This window comes from Glutamicibacter sp. MCAF14, assembly GCF_052114325.1.
GTDB lineage: Bacteria > Actinomycetota > Actinomycetes > Actinomycetales > Micrococcaceae > Glutamicibacter > Glutamicibacter arilaitensis.
Window position 1 is genome coordinate 23,897 of the sequence record NZ_JBFREO010000003.1, and the last position, 26,966, is coordinate 50,862.

29 protein-coding genes are annotated in these 26,966 nt (G+C 59.5%); 6 read left to right on the plus strand and 23 right to left on the minus strand.

All coding sequences use genetic code 11. The features are described 5' to 3' along the window. Window positions 1-30: 30 nt before the first annotated feature. A complete protein-coding gene (gene ppk2 / locus AB4Y71_RS05495; protein ID WP_441718538.1) occupies window positions 31-927 on the plus strand; it encodes a polyphosphate kinase 2 in 897 nt (298 codons plus the stop codon). Between the two features lie 23 nt (window positions 928-950). On the opposite strand, the gene AB4Y71_RS05500 is transcribed toward ppk2, so the two are convergent. Together AB4Y71_RS05500 and AB4Y71_RS05505 are read right to left on the minus strand one after the other, a co-directional pair. Next, the gene (locus AB4Y71_RS05500; protein ID WP_441718540.1) at window positions 951-1,589 is read right to left on the minus strand and encodes a 4'-phosphopantetheinyl transferase family protein; all 639 of its coding nucleotides are present in this window, start codon (window positions 1,587-1,589) and stop codon (window positions 951-953) included. A 41-nt stretch (window positions 1,590-1,630) separates the two neighbouring features. Then, entirely contained in the window at window positions 1,631-3,145 is a 1,515-nt protein-coding gene (locus AB4Y71_RS05505; RefSeq protein ID WP_441718542.1) for a DUF5129 domain-containing protein, read from the minus strand. A 294-nt stretch (window positions 3,146-3,439) separates the two neighbouring features. Here AB4Y71_RS05505 and AB4Y71_RS05510 point away from each other — a divergent pair, with 294 nt between their 5' ends. Then, window positions 3,440-3,961, plus strand: coding sequence for a phosphoribosyltransferase (locus AB4Y71_RS05510; RefSeq protein WP_134780992.1), 522 nt, complete (start codon window positions 3,440-3,442; stop codon window positions 3,959-3,961). A gap of 60 nt (window positions 3,962-4,021) precedes the next feature. Here AB4Y71_RS05510 and AB4Y71_RS05515 read toward each other — a convergent pair whose 3' ends face one another. Then, window positions 4,022-4,495, minus strand: a complete 474-nt coding sequence (locus AB4Y71_RS05515) for a GNAT family N-acetyltransferase (protein WP_441718545.1) — start codon at window positions 4,493-4,495, stop codon at window positions 4,022-4,024. Window positions 4,496-4,973: 478 nt separating this feature from the next. Between AB4Y71_RS05515 and AB4Y71_RS05520 the strand changes: the two genes are divergently transcribed. Beyond that, window positions 4,974-5,459, plus strand: a complete 486-nt coding sequence (locus AB4Y71_RS05520; RefSeq protein ID WP_441718547.1) for a GNAT family N-acetyltransferase — start codon at window positions 4,974-4,976, stop codon at window positions 5,457-5,459. Here the strand turns inward: AB4Y71_RS05520 and AB4Y71_RS05525 are convergent. From AB4Y71_RS05525 to infC, 9 genes are all read right to left on the minus strand, one after another. Next, window positions 5,456-5,683: a hypothetical protein gene (locus tag AB4Y71_RS05525; protein WP_441718549.1), complete on the minus strand. Its 228-nt coding sequence runs from the start codon at window positions 5,681-5,683 to the stop codon at window positions 5,456-5,458. The genes AB4Y71_RS05520 and AB4Y71_RS05525 overlap by 4 nt on opposite strands. 134 nt (window positions 5,684-5,817) lie before the next feature. Beyond that, window positions 5,818-8,361, minus strand: coding sequence for a phenylalanine--tRNA ligase subunit beta (gene pheT, locus AB4Y71_RS05530; protein WP_441718550.1), 2,544 nt, complete (start codon window positions 8,359-8,361; stop codon window positions 5,818-5,820). A gap of 3 nt (window positions 8,362-8,364) precedes the next feature. Then, window positions 8,365-9,444, minus strand: coding sequence for a phenylalanine--tRNA ligase subunit alpha (gene pheS / locus AB4Y71_RS05535; protein WP_417367519.1), 1,080 nt, complete (start codon window positions 9,442-9,444; stop codon window positions 8,365-8,367). Window positions 9,445-9,586: 142 nt separating this feature from the next. Then, the gene (locus tag AB4Y71_RS05540) at window positions 9,587-10,228 is read right to left on the minus strand and encodes an LppM family (lipo)protein (RefSeq protein ID WP_146040944.1); all 642 of its coding nucleotides are present in this window, start codon (window positions 10,226-10,228) and stop codon (window positions 9,587-9,589) included. A gap of 74 nt (window positions 10,229-10,302) precedes the next feature. Beyond that, window positions 10,303-10,743 (minus strand): (deoxy)nucleoside triphosphate pyrophosphohydrolase, encoded by a 441-nt coding sequence (locus AB4Y71_RS05545; protein WP_441718553.1) that lies wholly within the window; start codon window positions 10,741-10,743, stop codon window positions 10,303-10,305. Between the two features lie 25 nt (window positions 10,744-10,768). Then, entirely contained in the window at window positions 10,769-11,647 is an 879-nt protein-coding gene (locus AB4Y71_RS05550; protein WP_441718556.1) for a TrmH family RNA methyltransferase, read from the minus strand. A gap of 111 nt (window positions 11,648-11,758) precedes the next feature. Then, the gene (gene rplT, locus AB4Y71_RS05555) at window positions 11,759-12,406 is read right to left on the minus strand and encodes a 50S ribosomal protein L20, sunset domain variant (protein WP_013348481.1); all 648 of its coding nucleotides are present in this window, start codon (window positions 12,404-12,406) and stop codon (window positions 11,759-11,761) included. A gap of 104 nt (window positions 12,407-12,510) precedes the next feature. Then, a complete protein-coding gene (gene rpmI, locus AB4Y71_RS05560) occupies window positions 12,511-12,705 on the minus strand; it encodes a 50S ribosomal protein L35 (protein ID WP_013348480.1) in 195 nt (64 codons plus the stop codon). A gap of 166 nt (window positions 12,706-12,871) precedes the next feature. After that, window positions 12,872-13,522, minus strand: a complete 651-nt coding sequence (infC, locus tag AB4Y71_RS05565) for a translation initiation factor IF-3 (RefSeq protein WP_441718559.1) — start codon at window positions 13,520-13,522, stop codon at window positions 12,872-12,874. A 330-nt stretch (window positions 13,523-13,852) separates the two neighbouring features. Here infC and AB4Y71_RS05570 point away from each other — a divergent pair, with 330 nt between their 5' ends. Then, window positions 13,853-14,218: a DUF1844 domain-containing protein gene (locus AB4Y71_RS05570; RefSeq protein WP_013348478.1), complete on the plus strand. Its 366-nt coding sequence runs from the start codon at window positions 13,853-13,855 to the stop codon at window positions 14,216-14,218. A gap of 97 nt (window positions 14,219-14,315) precedes the next feature. Continuing rightward, window positions 14,316-14,867, plus strand: a complete 552-nt coding sequence (locus AB4Y71_RS05575) for a GNAT family N-acetyltransferase (RefSeq protein WP_441718561.1) — start codon at window positions 14,316-14,318, stop codon at window positions 14,865-14,867. On the opposite strand, the gene AB4Y71_RS05580 is transcribed toward AB4Y71_RS05575, so the two are convergent. From AB4Y71_RS05580 to AB4Y71_RS05615, 8 genes are all read right to left on the minus strand, one after another. Then, window positions 14,864-16,201 (minus strand): MFS transporter, encoded by a 1,338-nt coding sequence (locus AB4Y71_RS05580; RefSeq protein ID WP_134780984.1) that lies wholly within the window; start codon window positions 16,199-16,201, stop codon window positions 14,864-14,866. The genes AB4Y71_RS05575 and AB4Y71_RS05580 overlap by 4 nt on opposite strands. 41 nt (window positions 16,202-16,242) lie before the next feature. Then, window positions 16,243-17,124: an SseB family protein gene (locus AB4Y71_RS05585; RefSeq protein ID WP_013348475.1), complete on the minus strand. Its 882-nt coding sequence runs from the start codon at window positions 17,122-17,124 to the stop codon at window positions 16,243-16,245. A 223-nt stretch (window positions 17,125-17,347) separates the two neighbouring features. Further along, window positions 17,348-18,085, minus strand: a complete 738-nt coding sequence (gene priA, locus AB4Y71_RS05590) for a bifunctional 1-(5-phosphoribosyl)-5-((5-phosphoribosylamino)methylideneamino)imidazole-4-carboxamide isomerase/phosphoribosylanthranilate isomerase PriA (protein WP_441718565.1) — start codon at window positions 18,083-18,085, stop codon at window positions 17,348-17,350. A 27-nt stretch (window positions 18,086-18,112) separates the two neighbouring features. Further along, window positions 18,113-18,262, minus strand: a complete 150-nt coding sequence (locus AB4Y71_RS05595) for a hypothetical protein (RefSeq protein WP_013348473.1) — start codon at window positions 18,260-18,262, stop codon at window positions 18,113-18,115. A 2-nt stretch (window positions 18,263-18,264) separates the two neighbouring features. Continuing rightward, window positions 18,265-18,900 carry an imidazole glycerol phosphate synthase subunit HisH gene (gene hisH, locus AB4Y71_RS05600; RefSeq protein ID WP_134780983.1) on the minus strand — a complete coding sequence of 212 codons (636 nt, stop codon included), beginning with the start codon at window positions 18,898-18,900 and terminating at the stop codon, window positions 18,265-18,267. Further along, a complete protein-coding gene (gene hisB / locus AB4Y71_RS05605; protein WP_013348471.1) occupies window positions 18,901-19,521 on the minus strand; it encodes an imidazoleglycerol-phosphate dehydratase HisB in 621 nt (206 codons plus the stop codon). Window positions 19,522-19,543: 22 nt separating this feature from the next. Further along, entirely contained in the window at window positions 19,544-20,650 is a 1,107-nt protein-coding gene (locus tag AB4Y71_RS05610; RefSeq protein WP_013348470.1) for a histidinol-phosphate transaminase, read from the minus strand. An 81-nt stretch (window positions 20,651-20,731) separates the two neighbouring features. Beyond that, on the minus strand, window positions 20,732-21,085 hold the full coding sequence (locus tag AB4Y71_RS05615) for a LysM peptidoglycan-binding domain-containing protein (RefSeq protein ID WP_441718568.1): 354 nt from the start codon (window positions 21,083-21,085) through the stop codon (window positions 20,732-20,734). A gap of 257 nt (window positions 21,086-21,342) precedes the next feature. Here AB4Y71_RS05615 and lexA point away from each other — a divergent pair, with 257 nt between their 5' ends. Beyond that, window positions 21,343-22,062: a transcriptional repressor LexA gene (lexA, locus tag AB4Y71_RS05620; RefSeq protein WP_013348468.1), complete on the plus strand. Its 720-nt coding sequence runs from the start codon at window positions 21,343-21,345 to the stop codon at window positions 22,060-22,062. Window positions 22,063-22,118: 56 nt separating this feature from the next. Here the strand turns inward: lexA and AB4Y71_RS05625 are convergent, their stop codons facing one another. The 3 genes from AB4Y71_RS05625 to hflX all read right to left on the minus strand — a co-directional run bounded on the left by AB4Y71_RS05625 (window position 22,119) and on the right by hflX (window position 26,961). Continuing rightward, a complete protein-coding gene (locus AB4Y71_RS05625) occupies window positions 22,119-23,174 on the minus strand; it encodes a glycoside hydrolase family 76 protein (protein ID WP_441718571.1) in 1,056 nt (351 codons plus the stop codon). Between the two features lie 138 nt (window positions 23,175-23,312). After that, entirely contained in the window at window positions 23,313-25,307 is a 1,995-nt protein-coding gene (locus AB4Y71_RS05630; RefSeq protein WP_441718574.1) for an ATP-dependent DNA helicase, read from the minus strand. Continuing rightward, complete coding sequence (gene hflX / locus AB4Y71_RS05635; RefSeq protein WP_396231220.1) at window positions 25,300-26,961, minus strand: GTPase HflX; 1,662 nt, start codon at window positions 26,959-26,961, stop codon at window positions 25,300-25,302. The genes AB4Y71_RS05630 and hflX overlap by 8 nt, the downstream gene beginning before the upstream one ends. Window positions 26,962-26,966: the final 5 nt, after the last annotated feature.

A 26,966-nucleotide genomic window follows, 5' to 3' on the forward strand; every position in this document is an offset into this window, starting at 1 on the left:
CTGTTCATCGGATAATTCTACGGTCAATGCATGACTGTAGAGACCCCGCTGCTCGATGAATCCTTCCTCGGCTACTCCGTCCTGGACAACGACGATGACGACCCGGTGCTGGTCCGCGCCGATGGAAGCATCGTGGATACCTGGCGGGAGAACTACCCCTACACTGAAAAGCTCGACCGGGCCACCTATGAGCTCCAGAAGCTGGCGTTGCAGATCGAGCTGCTGAAACTGCAGAAGTGGGCCAAGGCGAACGGCCGCCGCATCATGATCGTCTTTGAAGGCCGTGACGCCGCCGGCAAGGGCGGCACGATCAAGCGTTTCACCGAGCACCTGAATCCGCGCGGCGCCCGGGTAGTGGCCTTGGAGAAGCCCAGCGAACGCGAGTCGACGCAGTGGTACTACCAGCGCTACGTGCAGCATTTCCCTTCGGCGGGCGAGATCGTGCTCTTCGACCGGTCTTGGTACAACCGTGCCGGGGTCGAACGGGCCATGGGATTTTGCACCCAAGAGCAGGTAGCGCATTTCCTTGACCAGACGCCGGCCTTTGAGAAGATGGTAGTCGATGAGGGGATCGATCTAATTAAGTTCTGGTTCTCGGTTTCCGCCAGCGAGCAATTGACTCGTTTCACGATTCGCCGCATCGATCCGGTGCGCCAGTGGAAGCTCTCCCCCATGGATCTTGAGTCCCTGGATAAATGGGACAAGTACACCGAAGCCAAAAAGGAAATGTTCCTCAAGACCGACACGGAGCATGCCCCGTGGACCGTGGTGAAATCAAATGACAAGAAGCGCGCCCGGTTGCAAGCGATGCGCCACGTCCTGAATCTTTTCGATTACAAGGGCAAGGACCACGAGCTGGTGGGATCGCCAGATCCGAAGATCGTCGGCCGTGCAGCCAACGTGATTACCCACGGCGAGGAATTCTAAGCGCCACTGGTGATGAATCGCGGTTAGGGAACGGTGATGCAGGTCCCCAGCAGCGCCTGGCCGCTGGGGCCGTCTGCTTTCCAGGCGCCGTTCATCACCGAAAGGCCATGTTTTGCAGCCATTGCCTGCTCGTCGCGGATGCTTGCTTGGAAACGCTGCGTGGGGATGTCGATGGAAATCCGGCATTCCAAGAAATCCAGCCATTGCCGGGTCAGCGGGAACCAGGCTTTAAAGACACTTTCCTTGGCGCTGAAAATCAGCCGATCCCACGCAATGCCCGGATGGGACGCAGCCAGGTCCTGGACCAGTTGCTGTTCCTCGGCAAGCAGTACGATCCCATGGATTTCTTCAGGCAGGGGCATGTGCAGTTCAGCATCGATGCCAATCGAGCGAAGGTCCGCGCTTGAAGCAACCGCGGCGGCCCTGAAGCCAGCGCAATGGGTCATGCTACCCACAACACCTTCTGGCCAAATAGGGGCCCGTTTGCCATCTGGAACCAAGGCAAAGTCTGCAAAACCCAATGGTGCCAACGCACGGCGAGCGCAGACACGGACAGTATGGAACTCTTGTTGCCGCTGCGGCACCGCCCCTAAGATGTAGCGTTCTTCTTGCCAATAGCGTGGCCCGTCGTCAAGTTCGGTGCGGGTTTGAACCACGTGCACGGCAGATGGCAAGAGCTCTGCGAAGATGACGTTGCCTTTCGTTAGAAACGGGAAGATCCACCAGCCCCGGAGAAGCTTCCACCTCCAGAATAGCCGCTGGATATTCCGCCAGATGAGCTCGCTGCTTCACGCGACGCGGTCACTGCACTGACCCCTGCGGTATATCCGTGGTGGTAGCTGCCCACGCGCCAGTACATCGAAGATGGATTCAAGACATCCAGGATGGTGCCGACAGAATTCTGGTTGGTTCTGGATTCGTAACGGGACTTCTTCAGTTCCGATTGCATATCGGCTTTTTCTTCTGCACTTTCGGCATACACTTCGATTTGCGCCTGGGCGAAGATATCCAGCTTCTCGGTCAATTCGGCACGCAGTGCCGATAATGAGTCGAGCGCTTGGTCCACGGTGATCGACTCTTCCTCCAGCTGCACCGACAGTTCTCTCAGCTGCTCTGTTGCCACTTCCCGATAGGAAGCCAACGCAGCAGCGCTGCCCATCAACTCCGGTTCAACGTCCTGGAGCAGCTCCCTAATCTCAGCCAGGTCATCTTCCAGCGGCTTGGTCTGCGCGTGCCAAGCATCTTTCCAAGAAGCTGAGCGGGTATACAGCGCCGACGCGGCAATGATGGCGTCATCGGTCAGGTCCAAGGACTGCGCTGATTCTCTGAATTCTTTGGCAAATCGAACCCCTTCATAGCCGGAGCGCTCCTTCTTGCCCGAACTTTCCAGTGCTTGCTGCGCTTCGAAACAGGCACGGTATTTGGTCATGAACTTGGCGAAGCGCTGTTCCAATTCGATCGCGTGCTGCGAGGTGGCCGGCAGCGTCCTGGCCGCTAGTTCAGTTTCATCCAGGTCCATGGTGACGTTGGTCAGATGCGATCCGCCCTGGCGCAGTTCTTCGGCAAAAGTTTCCCGTCGTTTTGACCGGGTGTGCATCACGGCGCCGCCAACGATGGCACCGACCACTCCGGCGCTTCCGCCGGCGATCCACAACGCCGGATGCTCGTACCAGGGTCGATTCATGATCACGGCCGCCTGGTCTGCTACGGCAATCACGCCGTCGGTCCACCGCGAAAGGTTGAAGTCATCATAGCCAGCCTCATGGATACTCTCCATTGCACTCTCGGAGACTTTGCGGTCTTCACCGAAATACGTGCCGATCTGCCCATCCCCGCGGCCTTCAATGGACAGCGTGATGATGAACATCCCATCGGTCCAATAGTCCCCGTAGTCTTCCGGCTTGGCAGATATCCATTCCGGATGCGACGACTTGGCGAATTCCAAGGTCTTGGTATTGATGTCATCGGAATACTCGCCGTTGCGGGCGTAGACGGCTACGTCCGTGGGCTCATTGAAGTCGAGTTCCTCCAGTGCATCACGCAGCCGCTGCTCATTGAGCTTGCCAGTGGAGTCCTCGATGGTGACCGATTCCAGGTTCTGTCCGGCAGCGAGCTGTATTGAATTGCCTGCCTGCGCGGCAGGGATCGCACTGGCCACACCGATGGCAAGTACCGCGGCAGTGCTGGCGATTCGAATGCTCCAGGTTCGCAGGCTCACGATGCCTCTCCTTCATTGGACAAACTGATTATCTCCGACTGATAGCCTTTCTCCTATCCTAGCTAGTCGGGCTTCGGCATTGGTCATCCTTAAGACGGTTTTTGGCGCACCAAGGGCACAAGGACACTGCAACCAGCCGGATTTTCCGAAAAGTGATGGATTCCTCAAGCAAGTGCATGGCCTGCCTATTCTTGCCTGATCAACGGATGGGAACCCTCCGGGCATGGGAGGAAAAAGTGAACGATTGGTTTCAACCGTGCAACACCGCGCCAAATTCGGGGCTAAAATTGCAGAATGACTAGCATTGACGATTCCGGGGCATCCGTCCTTTCAGAGCCAGAGCGCGAGATCCTCACCTGGGACACCTTCGGTGAAGCTTCCCGTGAGCTCGCACAGACCATTGTCGACGATGGCTTCGAGCCAGATATCGTTCTGGCAGTTGCACGAGGCGGCTTGCTGCTAGCCGGATCGATTTCCTACGCTCTGGGCGTCAAGGCCTGCGGTGCGCTGAACGTCGAGTTCTACACCGGCATCGGCACTGTCTTGCCTGAGCCAGTGGTCCTTCCTCCAATGCTGGACGATGGCCACCTGCGCGACAAGAAGATCCTGATCGTTGACGACGTCTCCGACTCCGGCCGCACCCTGGAAAAGGTTGTCGACTTGGTCTCCGCTTGGGGCGCCGAGGTCAAGACCGTGTGCTTGTACACCAAGCCACGCACCATCATGGTTCCGGATTACGAATGGCGCCGTACCGACAAATGGATCACCTTCCCATGGTCGGATCTGCCACCAGTTACCGCCAGCGCAGCCAAGTAAAGATTTTCACTATCAGCGGGGAACGATGACTTTTCATCGTTCCCCGCTTTTGTGCAATTACTAGGTCTTTGGACGCAGATCGAGCGTGAATCCCGGGCACTGCGGAAAGTCTCCGACAAAGTCTGCTTCCAATCCAAAGGACGCGTAGAAGGAAATCGATTCCTCGGTGGCCTGCCAGTCCAAGATCATTGGCATTGAACTCTGCCTGGCCCAACGGAATACTTCTTCAACCATCTTCTTCCCCAAGCCGGTTCGTCTCGTGCCAGGTTCCACGAACAAATCGTGCAGGCGCCCGACAGTGAACGGGGTACGCAGTCCTGGCCCGTAATCCTGCGCCGCGGCATAGCCGGATAGCCCACGGCCAGATTCAGCAACGCAAATGAACCAGTTGGAATCATTGACCAGCATCTGGAAATTCTCTTCGAAGTCTTCTGCACCCAACCCCAGATCAGGTGTAAACATGCGCGCCAATCGGTAGACCTCGGCGCTATCCCCCGCTCGGGCCTGACGAATATTTTCCGAAACACTACTCATGTTTTGATCCTAGAAGCGTTGTCAATAAAGCTCGTGCAAACATGGTGCCTCTTGATTCCCCGCCGGCAGGCCGGTTCCGGCGGCGTGCAGATGCTTGGAGCCATAGGATGCTGCTATGAGAATTGACAGCCTCGATGTTTTTGACGACGCGCTGCTCCGGGCTGCTTGCCAGCTAGAAGCCGCCGCCAATGCAAAAGCGTCTCCGGGCTGGCAAAGGCATCGGAACCGAACCTTGAACCTGCAACTTCACGGCGAGCCGTATTTCGGCCAAAGCTTGTTCGGCCAAGCGTTGGACTGTTTCCGCAGATCGCTATCCATCAGGCAATCGCTAAACCGCCCTGAAGACCAGATCACATCCTCGCGCTTGGCGGTCGCGGCAGCTGAATCCCGACTCTAGGCCTGAGGTTTCCCCTGTCAAGAAAGCTGATGCAAAGGAAACAGAGTTTGCATGCAGTTCGGCCCGTCATAGTCTAAAGCCATGGGTCCTTCACTAGTGCTAACGGCTATGACCAAGGCAGATGCCGAATTCGTTGCACGCCTTGCAGCAGATGAACGGGTGACAGCTTATATCGGAGATGGGCACACCTGGAGCCATGAGTACACCGCGCAGCGCGTGGATCATGCGCTATTGAATGCCGGGATCTGCTGGTACATCGCCCGCCGCCAAAATTCTCCGGTTGGCCTTTTCACTGCAACTGAACGGCCGGCTGCCACTGAAATCGGATATTGGATCGACCCGGAATTCTGGGGCCAGGGTCTGGCTAAGTCATTGGTCGGCGAGGGGCTGGCGACGTTGCAAGCTGAGGGCCGAAGCACATTGATCGCTCGGGTCGATAGCGCGAATATTGCGTCGTTGAAGGTTTTGAAACGACATGGGTTCATCGCCCAGGCCAAGGAAGGTCCCGGGCTCATCACGCTGACGCGGGCAATGCCTGCCGAGCCGATCCCTGCTAGCGGCGGCTAAGGCGCGAAAGTTTCGGAAGGACGCAGGCTATCGGGTGTTTGTTGCTCAAGCGTAGCGCTGGGAGTGGATGGCTCCTCCAGATGCGTCCCGGCACCTCGCTGGATAAAGAGCACGGCAGCCCAGCCTGCGGCGATGAGTACGGCGACGGCGGCGATTCCCAGCAGGAACACCAGCAGCACAGCACCGCAAGAACGCAATCCCTTCACTGCAACCCCATCCGGCATCTCGTTTTCTTTACACTTATCCCAGAGCAAGTGTAGTCCTCAAGCGGCCCAACCCATGGCAAGGCAGTACGCAAGATGCCCTGCCGCTTCCCGATAATCAGGAAAGCAACAGGGCATTAGCGAAGCCAGAAAGCCTAGCGCTGGGTGGCGCCGAACTTCTTGGCAGCGGCATCAACTGCAGCGGCACGAGCTTCGGAAGCCTCGTCCGCGGTCAGGGTGCGGTCAGCGGCACGGAAGCGCAGGCCGAAGGCCAACGACTTCTTGCCTTCTTCGATGCCCTGGCCCTGATACACGTCGAACAGCGCGATGTCTTCGAGCAGTTCTCCGGCACCTTCACGCAAGGTTGCGAGCACGTCGCCAGCGACAACGTCCTGGTCTACGACCAGTGCGACATCCTGGGTTGCCAGCGGCTGGCTGGAGAGGTGCTGCTGGGCGACGACCACTGCCGGAGCAGCAGACATCAGTGCCGCAGCGTCCAGTTCCATGGCCACGGTGCGTGCTGGCAGGTCCTGGTCCTTGAGCAGCTGCGGATGCAGTTCGCCGGCGTAGCCAACAACCTCGCCGGCGAGCTTCAGCGCTGCCACGCGGCCCGGGTGGAAGGCCTGGTGGCTGCCCTGGGCAACATCCAGCTCAACGCCGAGGATATCCGCCACGGTGTGCGCGGCATCCAGTGCGTCGGCCCAGTCCCAGGCACGCGGTGCGAAGCCGGCGGAAGCCGATGCTTCATGGCCGGTGAACACGGCAGCAAGGTGCCATGGCTGGTTCGGCACGCCGTTGAACAGTTCGGCCAGTACTTCATCGCTTGGCTTGGCGCCCAGCGGAGGAAGCACCGAGGAGCCCAGCTGCTGCCCTGGCAGGAAGACCAGTCCGCCTTCATACAGCGCCAGGTCGCGGAAGCCACGGCCGATGTTGCGGCGAGCGGTTTCCAGCAGGCCCGGCAGCAGCGAGGTGCGCAGGAAGCGGAATTCCTTGGAGATCGGGTTGGCCAGCGAAACGGCCTTGACCTCGGTACCGGCCTGTGCGGCGCCGAAGGTGGCGTTCTGCGCCTGGGAAACGAACGGGTAGTTCAGCACCTCGGTCAGCCCGGCGTCTGCCAAGCCTTGGAGCAGGCGGCGGCGCTGGGACTGGGTGCGGGTCAACCCGCGGCCCGGAGGCGCTACCGGCAAGGTGGCTGGAATCTTGTCGTAGCCGATAACGCGGGCTACTTCTTCAACCAGGTCTTCCTTGATGTCCAGGTCCGGGCGCCAGCTTGGCGCGGTCACCAGGAAGCCCTCGGCGTTCTGCTGGACAGCTGCGCCGATGCCTTCCAGCGCGGAGATGGTCTGCTCATCGGTGTAGTCCACGCCGATCAGCGCACCGGCGAAACCTGCCGGCAGCTGGATCTGGGTGTCGGCAGGGACCGCGCCGGCGTCGGTGGCCTTGGCGGTTTCGGTGCCGCCAGCCAGCTCGACCAGCAGGTTGACCGCGCGCTGGGCGGCGATCTGCATGATGCGTGGGTCCACGCCGCGTTCGAAGCGCTTGGAGGCTTCGGATGGCAGCTTGTGGCGGCGGCGCGAGCGGCCGATGGACACGGTGTCGAAGTGCGCGGCTTCGATCAGCACGCGGCTGGTCGAATCCGATACCTCGGTGGCTGCCCCGCCCATGACGCCGGCAATGCCGATGGCGCCGGATTCATCGGTGATCAGCAGGTCTTCGACGGACAGCTCGCGTTCCTTGTCGTCCAAGGTGGTGAGCTTTTCGCCGGAGTTGGCGCGGCGCACGGTGATCGCGCCGGTCAGCTTGTCAGCGTCGTAGAAGTGCAGCGGGGCACCGAGCTCGAGCATGACGTAGTTGGAGATGTCCACGACCAGCGAAATCGAGCGCATGCCTGCCAGCTGCAGGCGCGAAGCCATCCAGCGCGGGGTCGGGCGGGTTGGATCGATGCCGGTGACTTCGCGGGTCACGAAGCGGGTGCAGCCTGGCACGCCGTAGATCGGCGCCGCGTCGGCCAAGACCACCTCGTGTCCGGCTTCAGAAGCGTCCGAAACGGTGACGATCGATGCTGGATCGGTGAAGGAGGTACCGGTGGCCAGCGCGTATTCGCGGGCTACGCCGCGGATGGAGAAGCAGTAGCCGCGGTCCGGGGTCACGTTGATTTCCGCAGCCTGGTCATCGAGTCCGAAGAGCGCGAAGACGTCGGTGCCTACCTCCGGGTCCAGCCCGTAGTTGGAGAGCACCATGATGCCGTCGTGGTCTTCGCCGATGCCCAGCTCGCGGGAGGAGGCGATCATGCCGGCCGAGGTGTGGCCGTAGGTCTTGCGCGGGGAGATCTTGAAATCTCCGGGCAGCACCGCTCCGGGCAGGGTGACAACAACCTTGTCGCCCTCAACGAAGTTGTGCGCACCGCACACGATGCCCTGCACACCCGTCGGGTCGATGCCCTTGCCGGTCAGGGTCTGCTCGGTGCCTTCTGGAACCACGCGGACCTGGCACCAGTTGATGGTCTTGCCGTTGGAGGCGACTTCCTTTTCCAAGGAGAGCACCTGGCCGACCACGATCGGGCCGGAGAGCTCGTCGGAGGGACGGTGCACGTCTTCTTCTTCGAGGCCGACCTTGACCAGGTCTGCCATGACGTCTTCAGCCGAGGCGTCGGCTGGTACCTGCGCGTACTCGCGCAGCCAAGATAGTGGAATACGCATTGCTTAGATCTCCATCCCGAAGTGCTGGCTGAAACGGATGTCGCCCTCGATCATGTCGTGCATGTCGGGCACATCGTTGCGGAACATGAGCGTGCGCTCGATGCCCATGCCGAAGGCAAACCCGGAGTACTCCTCCGGATCAATGCCCGCAGCGCGCAGCACGTTCGGGTTGATCATGCCGCAGCCGCCCCACTCGATCCAGCGCGGGCCGCCCTTGGCACCTGGGTGCCAGATGTCCAGCTCGGCCGATGGCTCGGTGAATGGGAAGTAGGCCGGGCGCAGGCGGATCTGTGCTTCGGCGCCGAACATCTGCCGGGCGAAGTGCTCCAGGGTGCCGCGCAAATCGGCCATGGTCAGGCCCTTGTCTACGGCCAGGCCTTCGAACTGGTGGAAGACCGGGGTGTGGGTGGCATCGAGTTCATCGGTGCGGAAGGTGCGTCCTGGGCACAGCACGTAGACCGGCACCTCGCGCTCGAGCATCGAGCGGACCTGTACCGGGGAGGTGTGGGTGCGCAGCACCAGGTGCGCGTCGGCAGGTTCCACGAAGAAGGTGTCCTGCATTTCGCGGGCCGGGTGGTCCGGCTTGAAGTTCAGCGCATCGAAGTTGAACCATTCGGATTCAACTTCCGGGCCTTCGGCGATTTCCCAACCCATGCCGACGAAGATGTCGGCGACGCGGTCCTGCAGGACCGAGAGCGGGTGGCGGGCGCCCACGCTGCGGCGGCGCGCTGCCGCGGTCACGTCCACGGTTTCCTCTAGGAGGATGCGGGCGGCTTCAGCTTCTTCAAGCACCACGGTGCGGGCGGCCAGGGCCTTGTTGACTCGTCCGCGGGCCGAACCCACGAGCTTGCCGGCCACGGCCTTTTCCGACTTGTCCAGCTTGCCGATCTGGCGGTTAGCCAGGGATAGCGCGGACTTCTCGCCGGTGTGCGCCAGGCGGGCTTCCTTCAGCTCGTTCAGGTCGCCTGCGGCTTCGATGGCGGCCAGGGCCGCATCTACCGCATTGGCAATGCCTGCTTCATCGGTCGGGTGCGGAACGTTGGACTCCCCGTCGGGAGCTTGTCCAGTTGTCTGATCAGACATGGGATCGATCGATCCTTACTCTTATCTTGTACTTACGCGTAGAACACTTTGCTTCCATTCTATGGCTAAGGGCCCGTGATCGTTTCACCGATGACGGGCCCTTAGCGTGAAGCTTCTTACCTTGAAGCAGGAATCCTACGAATTAATGCGCTTCCTTGGAAGCTTTCGGTGCGAAGGCACCAACGAAGACGAAGGTCAGCACCAGCAGCGCTCCGCCGAATACGGCGGCATAGAACATGGTGTGGTCGACCTTGCCGGTGGCCTGGTAGGAGGCGGCACCCTGGATCATGTCGAAGGTGACGGTATGGTGCTGCGCGGTGCCCGGGGAGTGCGAGGTGACCGCGCCCGGGAAGGTCACGTGCAGGTTCGCTTCGGTGAACGAAGAATCCACTGCGGCCTTGTCCCCTGGCATCGAGAAGGTGTATTCCTTCCCGTCATCGCTCAGGTTGATTTCGAAGCCGAAGAGGCTGAAAGCATCTGCCAGCTGGACGTAGGTCATCGGGCTGGTGGTTTCGAAGCGCAAGCCGACATTTTCGCCATCGTCGACTTTGCTGTAGCTCCACTGATCCCCCAGCTGCTCTTCCATGGCCGCGACGTCGATCTGGCTGTTGAGGACTTCTTCAAAGGTGACGCCGTTGAGCGTCGACTTGTGCAGGGTCAGCTGCATGGCCCCGGCAACCTTGTCCTTGCCCAGGACGTTGACTTCTGCGTTCATGTTGACGCAGCCAGAAAGTGCTAGGACGGCGGCGAAGGCCAGAGCGATAACGCTCATAAATCGCTTCACGAAAAAGTGCTCCTCAAAAATATCGACTACAAGCAAAGTGCCAGAAGATGGCGTGGTAATAAGCTTACGGGTGATTACTGCTGTGACCCGGAACGTGCCTGGGCCAGGCATGCCGCCACGATGGGAGCATCAGCGGGAATCCAGTCAACGACCTCGCCCACCTGGTCATCGAGTTCCAACCATGACAGCTGGTCGTGCCCATCCAGGGTCGCTGGTTCACCGTCGGTGATCTGGGCGAACCACATGCGCATGGCCGCTTTCTCATTCAGCTGCCAGCCTTGTGGATGCGGACCGGGGATCGGCGCGCCCAAGCGCAGCTGAACACCCAGTTCCTCGCGCAGTTCCCGGCGCACGGCCTCGACTTCGCTCTCCCCCGGTTCCACTTTTCCACCGGGAAATTCCCAGAGCCCGGCCAGGGCTTCTGGTCGATTGCGGCGGGCGGCGAGCAGTTTGGTCGGCTGGGCCAGGTCATCGACGATGGCCACAGCTACAATTTGCTTCAGTTCTGCATGCATAAAGTCTCAGTTCTATCCGATTCGCTTAGCGCTGGGCACGGGCCGATGCGTACAGGCACACGGTTGATGCGGTGCCCACGTTCAGCGATTCGGCAACACCGTACAGCGGCACAGCGACCCGGTAATCGGCGGCTTCCTTCTCATGCTCATCCAAGCCCTGGCCTTCATTGCCGAACAGCCACAGGGTGGGTGCTTCGAGTACCGGCTGGCCTTCGGGGGCTTCGGTACCGGGCTGGTTGGCACGCAGCACCGCGGCATCCTGCAGGGTGTCCAGGTTGTGGGCGGCGTAGCCGTCGGCTGCCAGCACCTGGCTTCCGGTGGTCTTCGCGGCGGCGATCAGGTGGTCGAATTCGACGTTGTTCAGGACTGGCAGGTGGAACAGCGAGCCGACGGTGGAGCGTACGGCCTTCGGGTTGTAGATATCCACGCTGCCCTTGGTCAAGATGACCGCGTCGGCTCCGGCGGCGTCGGCTGCACGCAGGATCGTGCCGGCGTTGCCCGGGTCTTGGATGCGGCATAGCACGGCGATCAGCTTCGGCTTGGTGTCCAGCACTTCGCTCAGCTGCGGCTGGGACATGGCGACGACCGCGAGGATGCCCTGCGGGGTCTGGGTGTCCGCCATGGCGTGCAGCACTTCGCCGGTGACAATGCGCGGTTGGATCTTGGCATCTTCCAGCAGTGTTTCGAATTCTTCGTGGCTTTCAAGGAATCCGCCAACGACGTAGACGTTCTGGACCAGGTTGTCGTCCTCCAGATGCGCTTTGAGTGCTTCGCGTACGGCCTGCGGGCCTTCAACGAGGTACTCGCCGGTGGCTTCACGGCCCTTGCTCTTGGCCAGACGCGCGATGGCCTTGACCCGTTCAGCACGTGGATTGGACATCACTTCTGGAGGAAAACTGCTCATATATCGAGAATACCGGTAGAAACACACAAAGGGCGGGTCCGCGCAGTACGCGGGACCCACCCTTTGGTGTGATCTGTCCTACCTGAGCTTTAGCTCAAAGGGAGAAAAGATTTACTTCATCTGCTGACGGGATTCGCCGCCAGCTGGTTCGAAGCCTGCAGCCTTAGCAGCATCGATGGAGTTGAACCAGAACTCAGCTTCAGTCTGGTCGTACCAGGTCGAGCCTGGAACGTGGTACTTGTTCGAGCCAGCGTTGCCCTTGATAACGAAGCCCTCAGGTGCAGCTTCGCCTTCAACAGCCTTGACTACGCCTTCGCCCTCAACGGACTTTGCAGCAGCCTTTGGAGCCTTAGCAGCCTTTGGTGCAGCAACCTCAGCAGCAGCCTTTGGGGCGTTGACGTCAGCTGGAAGAGCGTCCTTTGCAACCTTTACCAAGGTAGCGAAAGCGTTCGAGTCCGAAACAGCCAGCTCTGCGAGCATACGACGGTCAACCTCGATCTGAGCAGCCTTCAGGCCCTGGATCAGACGGTTGTAGGTCATGCCGTTGGCGCGGGATGCAGCGTTGATGCGCTGGATCCACAGGCGGCGGAAGTCGCCCTTGCGCTTACGGCGGTCGTTGAAGCTGTAAACGAACGAGTGGAGCAGCTGCTCCTTGGCCTTACGGTACAGGCGCGAACGCTGACCGCGGTAGCCCTTTGCGCGTTCCAGAACGACGCGACGCTTCTTATGGGCGTTTACTGCCCGCTTCACACGTGCCACGTGTGTACTCCTTCAAGTCAGTTCCCCAGTGCCCGCGATTGTGCGGGATGGGTGAAATCTATGGGTGGTGGGGTATTGCTTCCCCGTATTGCGAAAGGGGGAGCTTAGAGGCCCAGCATCCGCTTGATGGTCTTAACATCGGCCTTAGCAACGATCTGGTCAGAAGCCAGGCGGCGGGTAACGCGCGAGGACTTGTGCTCCAGGTAGTGGCGACGGTTGGCCTGCTGGCGAGCGAGCTTACCGCTACCGGTCAGCTTGAAGCGCTTCTTGGCGCCACTGTGAGTCTTGAACTTCGGCATAGCTGCCGTTCTCCTTACGTGCTCCATCCGGTAAAGCACCGGGTGGGGATCATCCGAAGCGGGCCCCGATAAAGGTGACCGCTGTTGTTCTCTTGTAGTTGGACCTTCCTAAGAGGAAGATCCTTCACCGTGAACGGTGACGGGCTCGAAAGCCCAACAGGCTTGGCTAGGCGTCGCCTCCAGCTGCCTGACGTGCCTGCTCCAACTTGGCGCGGGCTTCATCATCCATGGAAGCTGCGACATTCTGGCCCTCGGTCTCAGCTGGAGCGTCGGTGCGAATCTTTCGCTTAGCCGAGTTACGGCCACCGGACTTCTGCTGCTGTTCGCGGCGAGCCTCTGCCTTGTTCTTCAGCGGACCAACAACCATGACCATGTTTCGGCCATCGATGCGTGGGCTGGACTCAATGATTCCAACCTCGGCGACGTCTGCTGCAAACTTTTCAAGCAAGCGAATGCCCATCTCTGGACGCTGCTGCTCACGACCACGGAACTGGATCATGGCCTTGACCTTGTCACCGGCGCCCAGGAAGCGCAGTGCGTGGCCGACCTTGGTCTCGTAGTCATGGGTATCAATCTTCAGGCGGAAGCGAACTTCCTTCAAGACCGTGTTGGTCTGGTTCTTACGAGCTTCGCGAGCCTTGACAGCGGCTTCGTACTTGTACTTGCCGAAATCCATCAATTTGCACACTGGAGGCTTGGCGCTGGGTGCCACCTCGACCAAGTCCAGATCGGACTCGAGAGCCAGGCGAAGCGCGTCCTCAATACGGACGATGCCTACCTGCTCACCATTGGGGCCGACGAGACGTACCTCTGGCACGCGAATGCGCTCATTAATGCGTGGATCGCTGATGTGTCACTCCTGAAATTCGTAATCCATGACCGCAAACAAAGAAGGCCTCCGTCTGCGATTGCAGGCGAAGGCCAAAAGGAACGACACAGCTGAGTTCAGGAAAATTCCTGCGTCAAAGCTTGGGGATTGCATTGCTGCGATCCTGCCGAATTACCCGGAAGCCTGGAAACGGCGACAGCGGGTGGGAGTTGGCCTCCACTTGCATGGCTCAATACTAGTACGAATCCCTCGTCCAGGGCTAACTGGAGAACTGTGAGAAGTACCGGCATCGAGTCGGTCTGTGACAAGCTTAGCAGTATGACTAACGAAGACACCAACTCGCACCAGCACGCTGTCGATCAGCAGGTGCGCGATATCGCTGAAGTTGCAGCCGTAGAAATCATCACCACGGCCGCTGTCCACCTGATGAGTGCAGCCGCAGTTAAGTGCGGCCTCGCCGAGGGCGAAGATGCCAATGAGCTGAAGGATCTCGATGAGGCCCGCAAGCTGATCACCGCTCTGGCAGGCCTAGTCACCGCCGGTGCGCCTGAGATTGGCTCGCAGCACGCAGCACCGTTGCGCGATGGACTGCGCAGCTTGCAGCTGGCCTTCCGTGAGGCTTCGATCATCCCGGATGCACCAGGCAAGGGTCCGGGCGAAAAGTTCACCGGACCGGTCAACTAAGTAATAATCGCTAAATTTAAAGAGATTAACATCATGGACTCGTTTTCTTCGGGAAACGGGTCCTTTGTTGTTTAGATCACCATGGTAGCTTGCAAGCATGCAACTACTCGAACAACCGGTGATCGATGCTGGCGCCTACCGGCTCCGGCCGTTCCAGCACAGCGATATCCCCACGGTTCGGCAGGCATCGGCGGATAGCTACATCACGCAAATCACTACCGTCCCGGTTCAGGGAACCGAAGCTGAGTACGCGGACTTCATCGAACGACAGCACCGCAGGGTCGCTGAAGGCAGCGGGTACTCATTTGCCATCGCAGAAGCCACCACAGATCGCGCCGTGGGCCAGATCGGCTTCTGGCTGCGCAATGCCAACCACGGGAGAGCCAGCATCGGATACTGGACCGCACCGGAGTACCGCAGGCGCTCGGTTGCCAAGCACGCATTGGAAGCTCTGGCCCGCTGGGGCTTGGAACATCCTGGAATCGAGCGGGTTGAGCTCTATATTGAGCCGTGGAACGAGGGGTCTTGGCGGACCGCTGAGGCTTGCGGCTTCGAACGCGAAGGGCTGATGCGCAGCTGGGAACAGGTAGGCGCCGCCCGCAGGGACATGTACATGTACTCGCGGCTGAAGGATACGGCCAGCGCCTAGGCGATAGTTTCCAGTCGCTGGCGCCGCGCACGACGTACCCGTCGGCGGATCTGCTGGGCAATCAGCGCAACCACCACTACGAAGCTGGCCATGGCGCCGATCCCGATAAATGCTGGAGCGGCTCCGAAGGTGTCCACGAAGATGCCGGTGATCGGCGAACCCAATGCGGTACCAGCGGTCATTGCCGAGCCGTACCAGCCCATCGCCTCGCCACGGCGCTTCTCGGCCACGAGATCGGTGAGCCATTCCGAAGCCGCCGACAAGGTTGGCGCGCAGAGGAAGCCTGGCAAGGCTGAGAACAATGCCAACGACCAGGTATCCCAAGCGAAGTACATCGGAATGGTCAGAATTGCCATGCTCAGCAGCAGGACCAGTGGTGAAATGACCCGCTTCATCGAACCGTAGATCAAGCCGCCAATCAGCGAAGCACCGCACCAGAATAGGAACACCAGGCCCAGCTGGTGGCTTTCCTGCGAGGCATCCAATTCAGCCACAATGGCTACCTCGGTGCCGGTCAACAGCATGCCGGCTCCCGCCGAAGCGATGAAGACCGCCAGCACCGAAGCACTGACCCAGTTGAAGCGATTCTTGAAAGCACGGCCCCGCTGCTTGATTCTCGCGCGGGCAGACTTCATGCCCGCCGCGATCAGCTCGCCCTCCACTTCATGCACGCCCATGGGCGCTGCGGCGATGAAGCTGGCTTCGGCGCCCAAGCGTTCTTCGTGGACATTGGCCCGAGTGGCAAGCGCCTTGGGGTCATCACTGCGCGTGGGCGGATTGAGGATCATGAGCGCCAGTCCCGCAACCGTAGAGGTCACACCGATCACGCTCAGGCCAATCACGCTGCTGATCTGCGTGGCCACAATGCCTGCACTGGCCGGTCCAACAATGAAGACCAATTCGGTGGCGGTCGCATCCAAGGCAAAGGCGGTACGGCGTTGCTCGCCGGTAGTCATGATGCCAAGTGCGGTACGCACTACCGAGAAAACCGGCAGAGCGAAAAGGCCGCCGATGAACGCCAGCGGGTAGACCCAGACCAGCGGAACATGCGGCACCGTGCACCACACGAGGGTTTCCACGATGACCGACGGGATCATCGCCCGACGCAGTCCCCAGATATCTACCCGGGCACCGCGCCACGGAGCACCAATGGCGATGCCCAGCGTCATTACCGCGGTGACCAGGCCAGCTGATACCCACGATTGGTCGAGGTTGTTCACCAGGTGCAGGAGCAGCAGCATGCTCAATGCAGAGTGCGGAAGGCGGGCAATCATGCCGATCAGCAACAACAATGAGATCTGCGGTTGACGCAAAATCTGCCAATAGCTTTTCATGCCCGGAAAGTTCCTTACCTAATCACAAGGAGCCCGCCGGCTTAGTTCGGCGCGCTGTGCAAACTGAGTTCAAGAGAATCCACTGCTTCAGCGAATTCGGTGTTTTGGGACAATCGTCCGTGTAGTGCGCGAGTAGTTTCGCGTGCATCGTCCTGACTCGTGCCAGGAGCGAAAATAAGCTGCAGGTTCAGCTCCGGGCCAGGACCTCCCCCAAGGACGACCTGGCCGTCCTTGCTTCGGGAGCCTACTCCCTTGCCCGGGGCCACCTTGACGGTCCGCAACTGGTTGAAATCCTCAATTGCATTTTGGACCAGGCTAGCGACCTGCTGGCTTTGATAGCTCGGAATCCAGTCCACCTGCTTGGCCAGGGTCCAAAGCCCCGGTCGTCGCAGCACGAATGTGAAATCGCTTCCCGGATCAAGGACTAGCAGCTGGCATTCTTCGCTCACTGCAGACAGCGCGGCGCGTGGGGCATACACTGCTACCGGCCGCGCTTCCTTATGCCAAGCCTGCAAACGTTCCACAGTGGTGAAGATTGGCAGAGCCATACGGCCATCTGGAGCCTTGATCTTCACCAGGGCCATGTCCGCTTCCTTATCGGATGCGAAACCGTGCTCCGTCATGGCTTCTTCACCGAGCTGAGCTACCACTGCGACGAAAACCCTGGCGTTGGCCAGTGATTTATGCACTTCGCTCTCCCCCGCGCTGCCTTCACGCAGGGCGGTGAGTGCGGCGAGGACATTTGCGTCGGCTTTGCCGTCGTCCTTGTCGAAGTTATGCAGTGGGTTGCCTTCGCCGCTGAGGTCTCGGCCTTCCCAGTCCTGACCGGCTGAGTCGGTTTGAGAGCCTGCCTGTGCCAGCGCGGCAACGATATGTCCCGGCAGATGGCGTTTAGGTGCAGATGGCGGTTGCTCAGTACTCATAGGATCCATGCTATCTGTGGTTTCAAGGTTGGTGCAGTGAAGTTCTAAAACTGTGTTCATGAGGTTGGACACCCCGCCGTCGGCACTTCAGATTTCCATTCGCTGCTCACGCGTGAGGATATTTGCCTAGGTGGCAGAGCACGGCGATTCTGCTTCGCATAGAGGAAAAGGCGATTCAAAAGCGTGAGCTTCTGAATCGCCTTTTCCAAAGACTGCGTGGAGCCTAGCGGTGCCCGGCAACATCCAACGCTTCTTGCAGCGTGAACTGGCCCGAGTACAGGGCCTTGCCCATGATGGCACCTTCGATGCCTTCTGGAACGAGTTCGCGCAGAACGCGCAGGTCCTCCAGCGAGGAGATGCCTCCCGAAGCAACGATTGGCTTGCTCGTCTTAGTTGCGATCTCCCGCAACAATTCAACGTTCGGTCCGCGCAGGGTGCCATCCTTGGTCACGTCGGTCACGACGTAGCGGGCACAGCCGGCATCTTCAAGGCGTGCCAGCACGTCCCAGAGGTCGCCGCCGTCCTTGGTCCAGCCGTGGCCGGACAAAGTGGTGCCGCGAACGTCCATGCCCACCGCGATCTTGTCGCCGTGGCGTGCAATGGCCTGCTTGGTCCATTCAGGGTTTTCCAGTGCTGCGGTACCAAGGTTGACTCGGGTTGCGCCGAATTCAAGTGCCCGATCCAAAGAAGCATCGTCGCGGATGCCGCCGGAGAGCTCGACCTTGATGTTCAGTTCCTTGGCGATGCGCTGGACAATGTCCACGTTGCTGCCACGGTCAAAGGCCGCGTCCAGGTCAACCAGATGCAGCCATTCTGCTCCGGCGTTCTGCCACGAAAGCGCCGCTTCCAGCGGATCGCCGTATCCGGTTTCCGAACCGGCTTCGCCCTGAACCAGGCGTACTGCCTGGCCGCCAGCGATATCTACAGCAGGCAAAAGCTCGAGAATTGGTTGCTCGCTCATGATGTCCTTTGTGAAGAAGTAATGAATTTAGTAGGTCAAGGTCCAGGCGGCGATGAGGCTCAGGCCTGCAAGCACCCACAACGCGATGATCCATGAGATGTGGGCTTTCTGGCTCTTAAGCGAGATCGCTCCACCTGCGAGGAAGGCACCGACAACGCCCAGAATTAGGGTCCACATCTTTAGAGCGTCCCCAACCAGTTGCGAAGCAGCTGAGCTCCAGCATCGCCGGACTTCTCAGGGTGGAACTGCACCGCCGAAAGCGGGCCGTTCTCAACGGCTGCCACGAACGGCGTGCCATGCGTTGACCAGGTCACCTGCGGTGGGGTCATCGCTGGCTGGGTGACATCGAATGCCCACTGCAGCACGGCGTAGGAGTGCACGAAATAGAATCGTTCATCTTCGATGCCAGCAAAGAGCTTGGAGCCTTCGGGAGGGCGTACGGTGTTCCAGCCCATGTGCGGGATGACCTCGGACTGCAGTCGTTCGACTTTGCCTGGCCATTCTCCAATGCCCTCGGTTTTCACACCGTGCTCCACGCCTTCTTCGAAAAAGACCTGGTGGCCGACGCAAATGCCCAGTACCGGCAAGCCGCCAGCGATACGGCGGCCAATCCAGCGCAGCGCACCGGTTTCTGTCAGCTGTTCCATCACCGAGGCGTACGCGCCCACGCCGGGAACGACCAGCCCGTCGGCAGCCACAATCTTCTTTGGATCAGCGGTCAATTCCACTTCGGCACCGGCAGCTTCCAAAGCGCGCACGGCCGAGCGCACGTTGCCTGAGCCGTAGTCCAGAACAACTACAGTTTTCTTTTCCACTTACAGGGCACCCTTCGTGGATGGGATCTTGTCGCCCATGCGCTCATCGCGCTCTACTGCTTCGCGCAGGGCGCGGGCAAAGGACTTGAACTGCGCTTCGACGATATGGTGCGGATCGCGACCCGAGAGCACCTCGATGTGCGCGCAGATCTGCGCGTGGAAGGTGATGGCTTCAAAGACGTGACGGGTCATCGAACCAGTGAAGTGACCGCCGATCAGGTGATATTCCTGGCCTGCTGGTTCACCGGAGTGCACCAGGTATGGGCGGCCCGACACGTCGACGACCGAGCGGGACAGTGCTTCATCCAGTGGCGCATAGGAGGTGCCGAAGCGGCGGATGCCGGCCTTATTGCCAAGTGCAACGCGCAATACTTCACCAATGGTGATGGCAGTGTCTTCAACCGTGTGGTGAACATCGATATGGGTATCACCGGTGGCGCGCACGGTGAGGTCGATGAGCGAATGCTTGGATAGCGCAGTCAGCATGTGGTCATAGAACGGCACCGAGGTGCTGATCTCAGAGACACCGGTACCATCGAGGTCCAGTTCAACGAATACGGACGATTCGCTGGTGACGCGTTCCATGCGGGCGCGGCGTGCACCAATCAATTCGGCAGACATGTCTTCCTTCGCTTGTCTTGGATTACTTCTGTGAGCCGAGCAGTTCGGCAAGCCGTTCTAAGAAGGCTGTGGTTTCGGATTCGGTTCCTGCAGTGACGCGCAGGGTTCCCGGGATTCCATTGTCGCGGATGATGATGCCGGCTTCCAACAGCCCTTCCCAAATAGCATGGGGATCTTCAACACCACCAAAGAACACGAAATTGGAATCGGAGACCGAAGGCTTGAGGCCAAGTTCCTTCAGTCGGGTGACAATACGGTCGCGTTGCGACTTGATGTCTTCAACTTGGGCCAGCAACAGCTCAATGTTCTTCAACGCGGCAATGGCGGTCGCTTGGGTAACTGCCGAGAGGTGGTACGGCAACCGCACCAACCGGATCGCGTCAGTAACTTCAGGAGCTGCAGCCAAATAGCCTACGCGTGCGCCGGCCAGCCCGAAGGCTTTGGACATGGTGCGCGAGACGATCAAACGCTGGCGGCCATCGAGCAAGGTCAGTGCGGATTTGGTGCTGGCCAATGAGAACTCTGCGTAGGCTTCGTCGACGATCAGCACGCCGTCATGCTCGCTCAGGGCTTCATACACTTCGGTGATGACGTCCAGGCCAAGCGCCGTGCCGGTGGGGTTGTTGGGCGAGCAGAGAAATACGATATTCGGCTTGTGCTCGCGCACCTGTGCGGCCGCGGATTCAGCGGACAGGGTGAAATCTGCAGCGCGCGTTCCGGCAATGTAAGACGTGTCTGTTCCACTAGCAAGCAGTGGGTACATGGAGTAGGTAGGAGCGAAGCTCATCAGCGAACGGCCAGGACCGCCAAAGGCTTGCAGGATTTGCTGAAGGATTTCATTGGAGCCGTTAGCAGCCCAGATATTTTCCTTGGTCAGCGAATGCCCCAGGTAATCGGCGAGCAATTCACGCAGTTCGGTGAATTCGCGGTCCGGGTAGCGGTTCAACGTTGCCGCAGCCTTGGCCACTTCTTGGGAAATGGCGTCTACGACTGTTGGTGGCAACGGATGGGTGTTCTCGTTGACGTTCAGCTGAATGGGCACATCAATTTGTGGTGCGCCATAAGGGGATAGCCCGCGGAGATTCTCACGCAAGGGCAGCTGACTCAAAAGTTCACTGCGGTCATTCACGCATCAAGTCTACGTGCGCAGTGTGCCTGCAGGTGAATCCGCTACGAGGGCAGGTAACAAACCTGAGGCAGGTGGTGCAAGCTAGCCAGCGAGGACCGGAATGGACAAGGTCTCGCCGATCTGGATTTCGCTGCTGTTCAACGCGTTCAATTCTGCGATGTGGTCGACCGCGGAGGTTATGTCATAGCCAGTGGCGTATTCCCGGGCCAGACTCCACAGGGTATCTCCTGGAATAACGGTGACGTCCACGGTTTCGATTCCCGCCGGAGTGTTCGCTGCAGCATGCGCGTCGGAAGAAAACATTGCGATGAAGAACGCTGCTGCGACGGTGAGTGCAAAAATAGGCAGTCCAACCAGCACGGCCCATCCGCGGCGGTTGATGCGGATCTTTAGTGGCGTCTGGGTCTGATTTGAGTCAAGTGCGACGGTTGCCATGACTTTGTCTCCTCAAAAATTCAAGTGATGCGAATGTGTATTCGAAACTATCGATTCGAAAACTTGTTCTAACTTCGTATATCTGTTCTAACAGAGGTTTGCAGAACTTGTCCAGAAGTTTTCGAACAAATCTTTGAAAGAAGCTCGCTTATCTACTAAGATTTCGAAGTAGACGAGCAATGAAAACATCACACCATCTAGCTCCGACAGTTTGGACTTACGAACTTTCGAATATTTGCTAGGGAAGGCAAAATCTCATGTCAGCTTCACAACGCACTCCCCGATCGAATGCACGTTCGCTGACGATTCGCCAAAAGAAGATCCTGGAGACGATCCAGCGGTCTATCGGCAAGAACGGCTATCCACCATCGATGCGTGAGATTGGCGACGCAGTTGGCCTCAAGAGCCTTTCGAGCGTGACTCACCAGCTGAGCCAGTTGGAAAAGCTGGGCTACATCCGTCGCGATCCACGCCGTCCGCGCGCCATGGAAATCCTGCTCCCGCTGCAGCTGGCCGAAGATTCAGAGGCTGCTGAAGCTTCGAAACCAGCAGAGCCAGTCATCAACGAAGACGCCAAGATCATTGAGCTGAGCACTTCCGCTGACACCACCATGGTCCCGCTGGTAGGTCGCATTGCCGCTGGTGGCCCAATCCTGGCCGAACAATCCGTCGAAGATGTTTTCTCGTTGCCTCGTCAGCTCGTTGGACATGGCGAATTGTTCATGCTCAAGGTATCCGGCGATTCAATGGTTGACGCTGCGATTTGCGATGGCGACTGGGTAGTTGTCCGTCGCCAGCAGACGGCAGACAACGGGGATATCGTCGCAGCACTGCTCGACGAAGAAGCCACGGTCAAGACGTTCCGCCAGCGCGATGGGCATACGTGGTTGCTTCCGCAAAACTCGCGCTACGAACCAATTTTGGGCGATGCAGCAACCATCATGGGACGTGTAGTCTCCGTCATGCGCTCACTCTAATAGTTGCCCCTCGATTGCGCTGGTGCTTGGCACCAGCGCAATCTTCGTTTAATGCGCTAGCGCCCAGTGCTTGATTCGAGGCCGGCCGCGGCGCAGAAGATCATCCAACGCTGCACTGCTGCTGAAAGCCGGCGTGGCTCTTGGTCTTTTAGATGATGCGCGGTCGCCATGACCAGCGTCTTGGCGGTGTCTCGGCTAGAGGCCTCCAACCGCTCATCGGTGGCGGCAAGAGCCAGATAGCGGCAGAGGATCCCCGCAAACAGGTTGCCATCTCCTCCATGGTTGAATGCCAGCACCCCTGATTCCGAGGCCAGGGACTGCGCGGTCGCTTTGATCAGCACCTGGGCATGAGCCAGGTCCGCAGGTTCGCCGAGCTCAAGCAATGCACCAAGGACGGTTCCCTGGTTATAACTGTAGACCGCTGGTTCCAGCCGGTGTCCGCGTTCATTTATCCGCAGTCCGTCCAAGTACAGTCCGTGTTCAGAGCTGAACAGCTTAGCTTCCAGCCATTGCAGAAGCTCACGCGAGATTTCCTTCTGTCCAGTACGGGCGAAGAACAATGCCGCTGGCGCGTTAGCGGGCGTGTTTTTGAAGTCCCGCTTCCTGGACCAGTACAGGCCACCGTCCAGTACATCATCCTTGCCTTGATGAAGCTGCTTGCCCAGCACTCGCACTGCCAGCTGTGCATGCTTGTTCTTCTTACCGGACGCCTCATGGGTGAACCGAACCAAGCGTTCGCTGGCCAGGGCCAGCCATGCCATATCGTCGAAAAAATAGTTGGGCAGGACCCCGAAGTTCCGCAGGTGGATGCCACGCAATAAGGCGTTGGCCAGGGCCAGTGCTTCGCCAGCCAGCTTGTCGTTGCCTTCATTCAGGTACGCGTAACCATCATCGATGATGGCATCCAGGTAATGAGCTTGCCACCAGTAGTTCCATTCACTGAAGGGATGCGAGAGCCCGTTGAGGTCGCTGAGCATGCTTCCATCGAGCAATCGTTGCGCTGTGCTGTAGCTGCGTCCAATCCACGTTCCAGGCAACCCCATGAGGCGATACCCAAAGCGAGCGTGGGTATCGATCGCGGTTTGATGTGCCAATACCTGCATGGAATCCATGGCGCCTTTCCGACTCAAGAATTATCGCTTCTAATGCCGACATTAGCGCATCAGGAAACCTTCAAGCCGCTGGCGGTTAAATGACTTGAGCTGCCCCTTATCCAGGGGCAGCTCAGAATCATATGTTGGCAATGGCTGTTATTCGCCCGGGTTCAGACGCTTGAGAACACCGGAGATGACCTTCTTATCAACCGTTGGCCACATCGGTGGCAAGGTAGCTTTCAAGAAGCTTCCGTACCGTGCCGTGGCCATCCGCGAATCAAGGATCGCTACAACGCCCTTGTCCCCAACCGAGCGGATCAAGCGCCCAGCACCCTGGGCCAGGCGGATCGCCGCGTGCGTCGCGGCAACCTGCATGAACCCATTGCCACCGTGTTTGGCTACGTCCTCAGAACGGGCCTTGGAGATAGGATCATCGGGGCGCGGGAAAGGGATCTTGTCGATGATCACCAGGCGGCACGAATCACCGGGCACGTCCACGCCCTGCCACAGGGTCATGGTTCCAAAGAGGCAGGTGTCCCGTTCGCTGCTGAATTGCTCGACCAATGATTTCATGCTGGCTTCGCCCTGGCACAAGATTTCGACGTCCAGGCGCTCGCGCAAGATGCTGGCTGCTTCTTCTGCAGAACGCTTGGAAGTGAACAACGCCAAGGCGCCGCCACCCGAGGACTTGATCAGGTCTTCAATCTCATCCAAGGTCTCGGCCGCTAGCTGACGGCCGGGCTTCGGCAGGTGCTTAGCGACATAGAGGATGCCCTGCTTCGGGTAATCGAAGGGACTGCCCACGTCCACGCCGGTCCAAGAGGGTGCGCCAGCACCCATCAAGCCCAGGGAACCTGCGACTGAATCAAACTGCGATCCGATGGCCAACGTGGCGCTGGTCAAGATGACCGTGCGTCCGTCGAACAGGCCTTCGCGCAACTTGCCGGCTACCGACAGTGGCGCCACGTTCAAGGTGGCCGGCTGAGTTTCATCAGCCTCGACGTAGCCTCGGCCTTCGACGAATTCGCGTGGACGGGTGGTGTAGAGGACCTCGCGCCGCTCTTCGCATTCGAGCATGCGAATCGCATCATCCATAACGGCTTGCAGCTGGGAGCGTGCGGTCTGCCGACCGCCATCGGCCGGCGCATTGGCTTCCGGCTTGGACAATGCCAGCGCCAAGCGGGCCTGCTCCACAATGTCGTTCAGGGCAATGCCCATATCTTCGCGCAGGCCCTGTTCCAGCAAGCCTGTGGGCACGCCGGTCAGCGCTTTCTCCAAACGGTTGGCGGCCTTGACCATTTCATCGACGTTGACACCGCAATGGCGCTTGGCTCCACCAGCAGCGGTCAGCACCATGCGCGAAGAAAGCGCACCAGAAACCGAACTGGTGACACGATCTTGCAGTTCGTGGGCCTCATCGATGATCGCGACTTCAAAGTCCGGCAGGACCGAAAGCCCTTCAAAGGCCGAAACTGCCAGCAGCGCATGGTTGGTGATCACCACATCGGATTCGGCCGCGCGAGCGCGCGCCATTTCCGAGAAGCACTCGCCGGCCATCGGGCACTTCTGCGAGCCGAGGCATTCCATGGCCGAGACCGAGACCTGTTTCCAAGCCTTGTCGCTGACGCCGGGCACCAGCTCATCGCGGTCACCGGTTTCGGTCTCTTCAGCCCATTCGCGAAGTTTCATCACTTCGCTGGCCAGTGGAGAGTAGGTGGTGCCAGCAGGTACTGCTGGCTCATCCATGGAGAACAAGGTGCCCTCGTCATCCGGGTACCCGCCACCGAGCTTATACTGGCACAGGTAATTGGAGCGGCCCTTGAGCAGGGCCACATCCATTGGGCGCGAGAGCTTGCCCTTGAGCGATTCAAGCAATCGCGGTACGTCACGGCCAACAATCTGCGATTGCAGCGCCAACGTCGCGGTGGAGACAATCACTGGCTTGGCGCTGGTCTGCGCATGAGCCAGTGCCGGAATCAGGTAGCCCATCGACTTACCTGTTCCGGTACCGGCCTGCACCAGCAGATGCTTCTCGTCTTCCAACGCGCTGACAACGTGCTTGACCATTTCCTGCTGGCCGGTGCGCATGGCACCGCCCATGGAAGTGACCGCGGCCTCTAGAAGTCCCAGGGCCTGCTCTTGCTTATCCATGAAGGTTGAAAGTCTCCAACTCTGCAGCAAAGGAATCTCGCACCTTGACGATCAGTCGGGTGCCGTTCTCCAGATGTTCGCTTTCCAAGATCTCAGATTCACTCTGATGCAGCTTGGCGATCAAATCCCCACGGTTATAGGGAATGAGCACCTCAAGCTGGATGCCTGGTCGTGGAATCGAGGAGCTGATCTTTTCCAGCAGCTCTTCGATGCCTTCACCGGTGTGCGCAGAAACGACGGCGGTGTTCGACTCCCGGTTGCGGATGCGTTCGATGACAAACGGATCAGCCACGTCAGCCTTGTTCACCACGATGATCTCGGGGATGTTCAACGCGTCGACTTCGCCCAGCACAGTGCGTACTGCTTGAATCTGCCCTTCAGGGTCCGGGTGGGACCCGTCTACGACGTGCAAGATCAAATCCGAATCGGCGATTTCCTCCAGGGTGGAGCGGAAGGCTTCCACCAACTGAGTCGGCAAGTTGGATACGAATCCAACGGTGTCGGCCAGGGTGTAGGTCAATCCGTCCTCGGTCGCGGACTGGCGAACGGTTGGATCAAGGGTGGCGAACAACGCGTTCTCCACCAGCACCCCGGCGTTGGTCAGCCGGTTCAGCAGCGAAGACTTGCCAGCGTTGGTGTAGCCGGCAATGGCTACCGCTGGAACCGCATTGCGCTTTCGATTGGCGCGCTTGGCTTCGCGTGCAGGCTTCATGGCCTTGATCTCGCGGCGCAGCTTGGCCATGCGGTCGCGAATGCGACGGCGGTCCATTTCAATCTTGGTTTCACCCGGCCCGCGCGAACCGATGCCGCCACCGGCGGCACCCACTCGGCCACCGGCCTGGCGGGACATCGATTCACCCCAGCCACGCAGGCGTGGCAGCAGGTATTCGAGCTGGGCCAGTTCAACCTGGGCCTTGCCTTCACGCGACTGGGCGTGCTGGGCAAAGATGTCCAGGATCAGGCTGGTGCGGTCGATGACTTTGACCTTGACGATATCTTCCAAGGCACGGCGCTGCGAAGGAGCCAATTCTGCATCGACAACCACGGTATCGGCACCGGATGAGGCGACGATTGCGCGCAGCTCTTCGGCCTTGCCCGAGCCCAGGAAGGTCGATGGGTCTGGCTTGCTGCGACGCTGAACCAGTCCGTCTAGAACTTCGGAGCCAGCGGTCTCTGCCAAAGCGGCGAGCTCACGCAAGGAGTTCTCGGCGTCGGTGACAGTTCCTTCGCTCCAGATCCCGGCCAGCACGACGCGCTCAAGGCGAAGCTGGCGGTATTCGACTTCGGTGACGTCTTCCAACTCGGTGGACAGGCCTGCGACGCGGCGCAGGGCGCGGCGATCATCCAGGTCTTCCTGGTCCCCGTCAAAGTGCGACAGGCCGGAGGAAAAACGGTTCAGTGCCGTAGCTTGGCCGGCGAAGATTGAGCTCTCTTCTTCACCGAAGTGCTGGATCTGCGGGCTCTGCGCATCATCGGCTTCGAGAATTCGATCGATGGCGGCCTGAATCTGGGCATCGTCCATCGATGCCGAATCGTGTTCGTGTGACTCGGAGTTAGTCATGGTCTCCTTAGAAGTACTTCGCTTTCCAGAATAGTGCCGGTGGGCCCCACTTTGCGACGTGGCGCGTTCAGTTTCGGATGGTTCATCAAACATTCGTG

Coding starts and splice junctions, on each gene's coding strand:
- ppk2 (WP_441718538.1), top strand. CDS start 31: ATGACTGTAGAGACCCCGCTGCTCGATGAATCCTTCCTCGGCTACTCC.
- AB4Y71_RS05510 (WP_134780992.1), top strand. CDS start 3,440: ATGACTAGCATTGACGATTCCGGGGCATCCGTCCTTTCAGAGCCAGAG.
- AB4Y71_RS05515 (WP_441718545.1), bottom strand. CDS start 4,495: ATGAGTAGTGTTTCGGAAAATATTCGTCAGGCCCGAGCGGGGGATAGC.
- AB4Y71_RS05520 (WP_441718547.1), top strand. CDS start 4,974: ATGGGTCCTTCACTAGTGCTAACGGCTATGACCAAGGCAGATGCCGAA.
- AB4Y71_RS05525 (WP_441718549.1), bottom strand. CDS start 5,683: ATGCCGGATGGGGTTGCAGTGAAGGGATTGCGTTCTTGCGGTGCTGTG.
- pheT (WP_441718550.1), bottom strand. CDS start 8,361: ATGCGTATTCCACTATCTTGGCTGCGCGAGTACGCGCAGGTACCAGCC.
- pheS (WP_417367519.1), bottom strand. CDS start 9,444: ATGTCTGATCAGACAACTGGACAAGCTCCCGACGGGGAGTCCAACGTT.
- AB4Y71_RS05545 (WP_441718553.1), bottom strand. CDS start 10,743: ATGCATGCAGAACTGAAGCAAATTGTAGCTGTGGCCATCGTCGATGAC.
- AB4Y71_RS05550 (WP_441718556.1), bottom strand. CDS start 11,647: ATGAGCAGTTTTCCTCCAGAAGTGATGTCCAATCCACGTGCTGAACGG.
- rpmI (WP_013348480.1), bottom strand. CDS start 12,705: ATGCCGAAGTTCAAGACTCACAGTGGCGCCAAGAAGCGCTTCAAGCTG.
- AB4Y71_RS05570 (WP_013348478.1), top strand. CDS start 13,853: ATGACTAACGAAGACACCAACTCGCACCAGCACGCTGTCGATCAGCAG.
- AB4Y71_RS05575 (WP_441718561.1), top strand. CDS start 14,316: ATGCAACTACTCGAACAACCGGTGATCGATGCTGGCGCCTACCGGCTC.
- AB4Y71_RS05580 (WP_134780984.1), bottom strand. CDS start 16,201: ATGAAAAGCTATTGGCAGATTTTGCGTCAACCGCAGATCTCATTGTTG.
- AB4Y71_RS05585 (WP_013348475.1), bottom strand. CDS start 17,124: ATGAGTACTGAGCAACCGCCATCTGCACCTAAACGCCATCTGCCGGGA.
- priA (WP_441718565.1), bottom strand. CDS start 18,085: ATGAGCGAGCAACCAATTCTCGAGCTTTTGCCTGCTGTAGATATCGCT.
- AB4Y71_RS05595 (WP_013348473.1), bottom strand. CDS start 18,262: ATGTGGACCCTAATTCTGGGCGTTGTCGGTGCCTTCCTCGCAGGTGGA.
- hisB (WP_013348471.1), bottom strand. CDS start 19,521: ATGTCTGCCGAATTGATTGGTGCACGCCGCGCCCGCATGGAACGCGTC.
- AB4Y71_RS05615 (WP_441718568.1), bottom strand. CDS start 21,085: ATGGCAACCGTCGCACTTGACTCAAATCAGACCCAGACGCCACTAAAG.
- lexA (WP_013348468.1), top strand. CDS start 21,343: ATGTCAGCTTCACAACGCACTCCCCGATCGAATGCACGTTCGCTGACG.
- AB4Y71_RS05625 (WP_441718571.1), bottom strand. CDS start 23,174: ATGGATTCCATGCAGGTATTGGCACATCAAACCGCGATCGATACCCAC.
- AB4Y71_RS05630 (WP_441718574.1), bottom strand. CDS start 25,307: ATGGATAAGCAAGAGCAGGCCCTGGGACTTCTAGAGGCCGCGGTCACT.
- hflX (WP_396231220.1), bottom strand. CDS start 26,961: ATGTTTGATGAACCATCCGAAACTGAACGCGCCACGTCGCAAAGTGGG.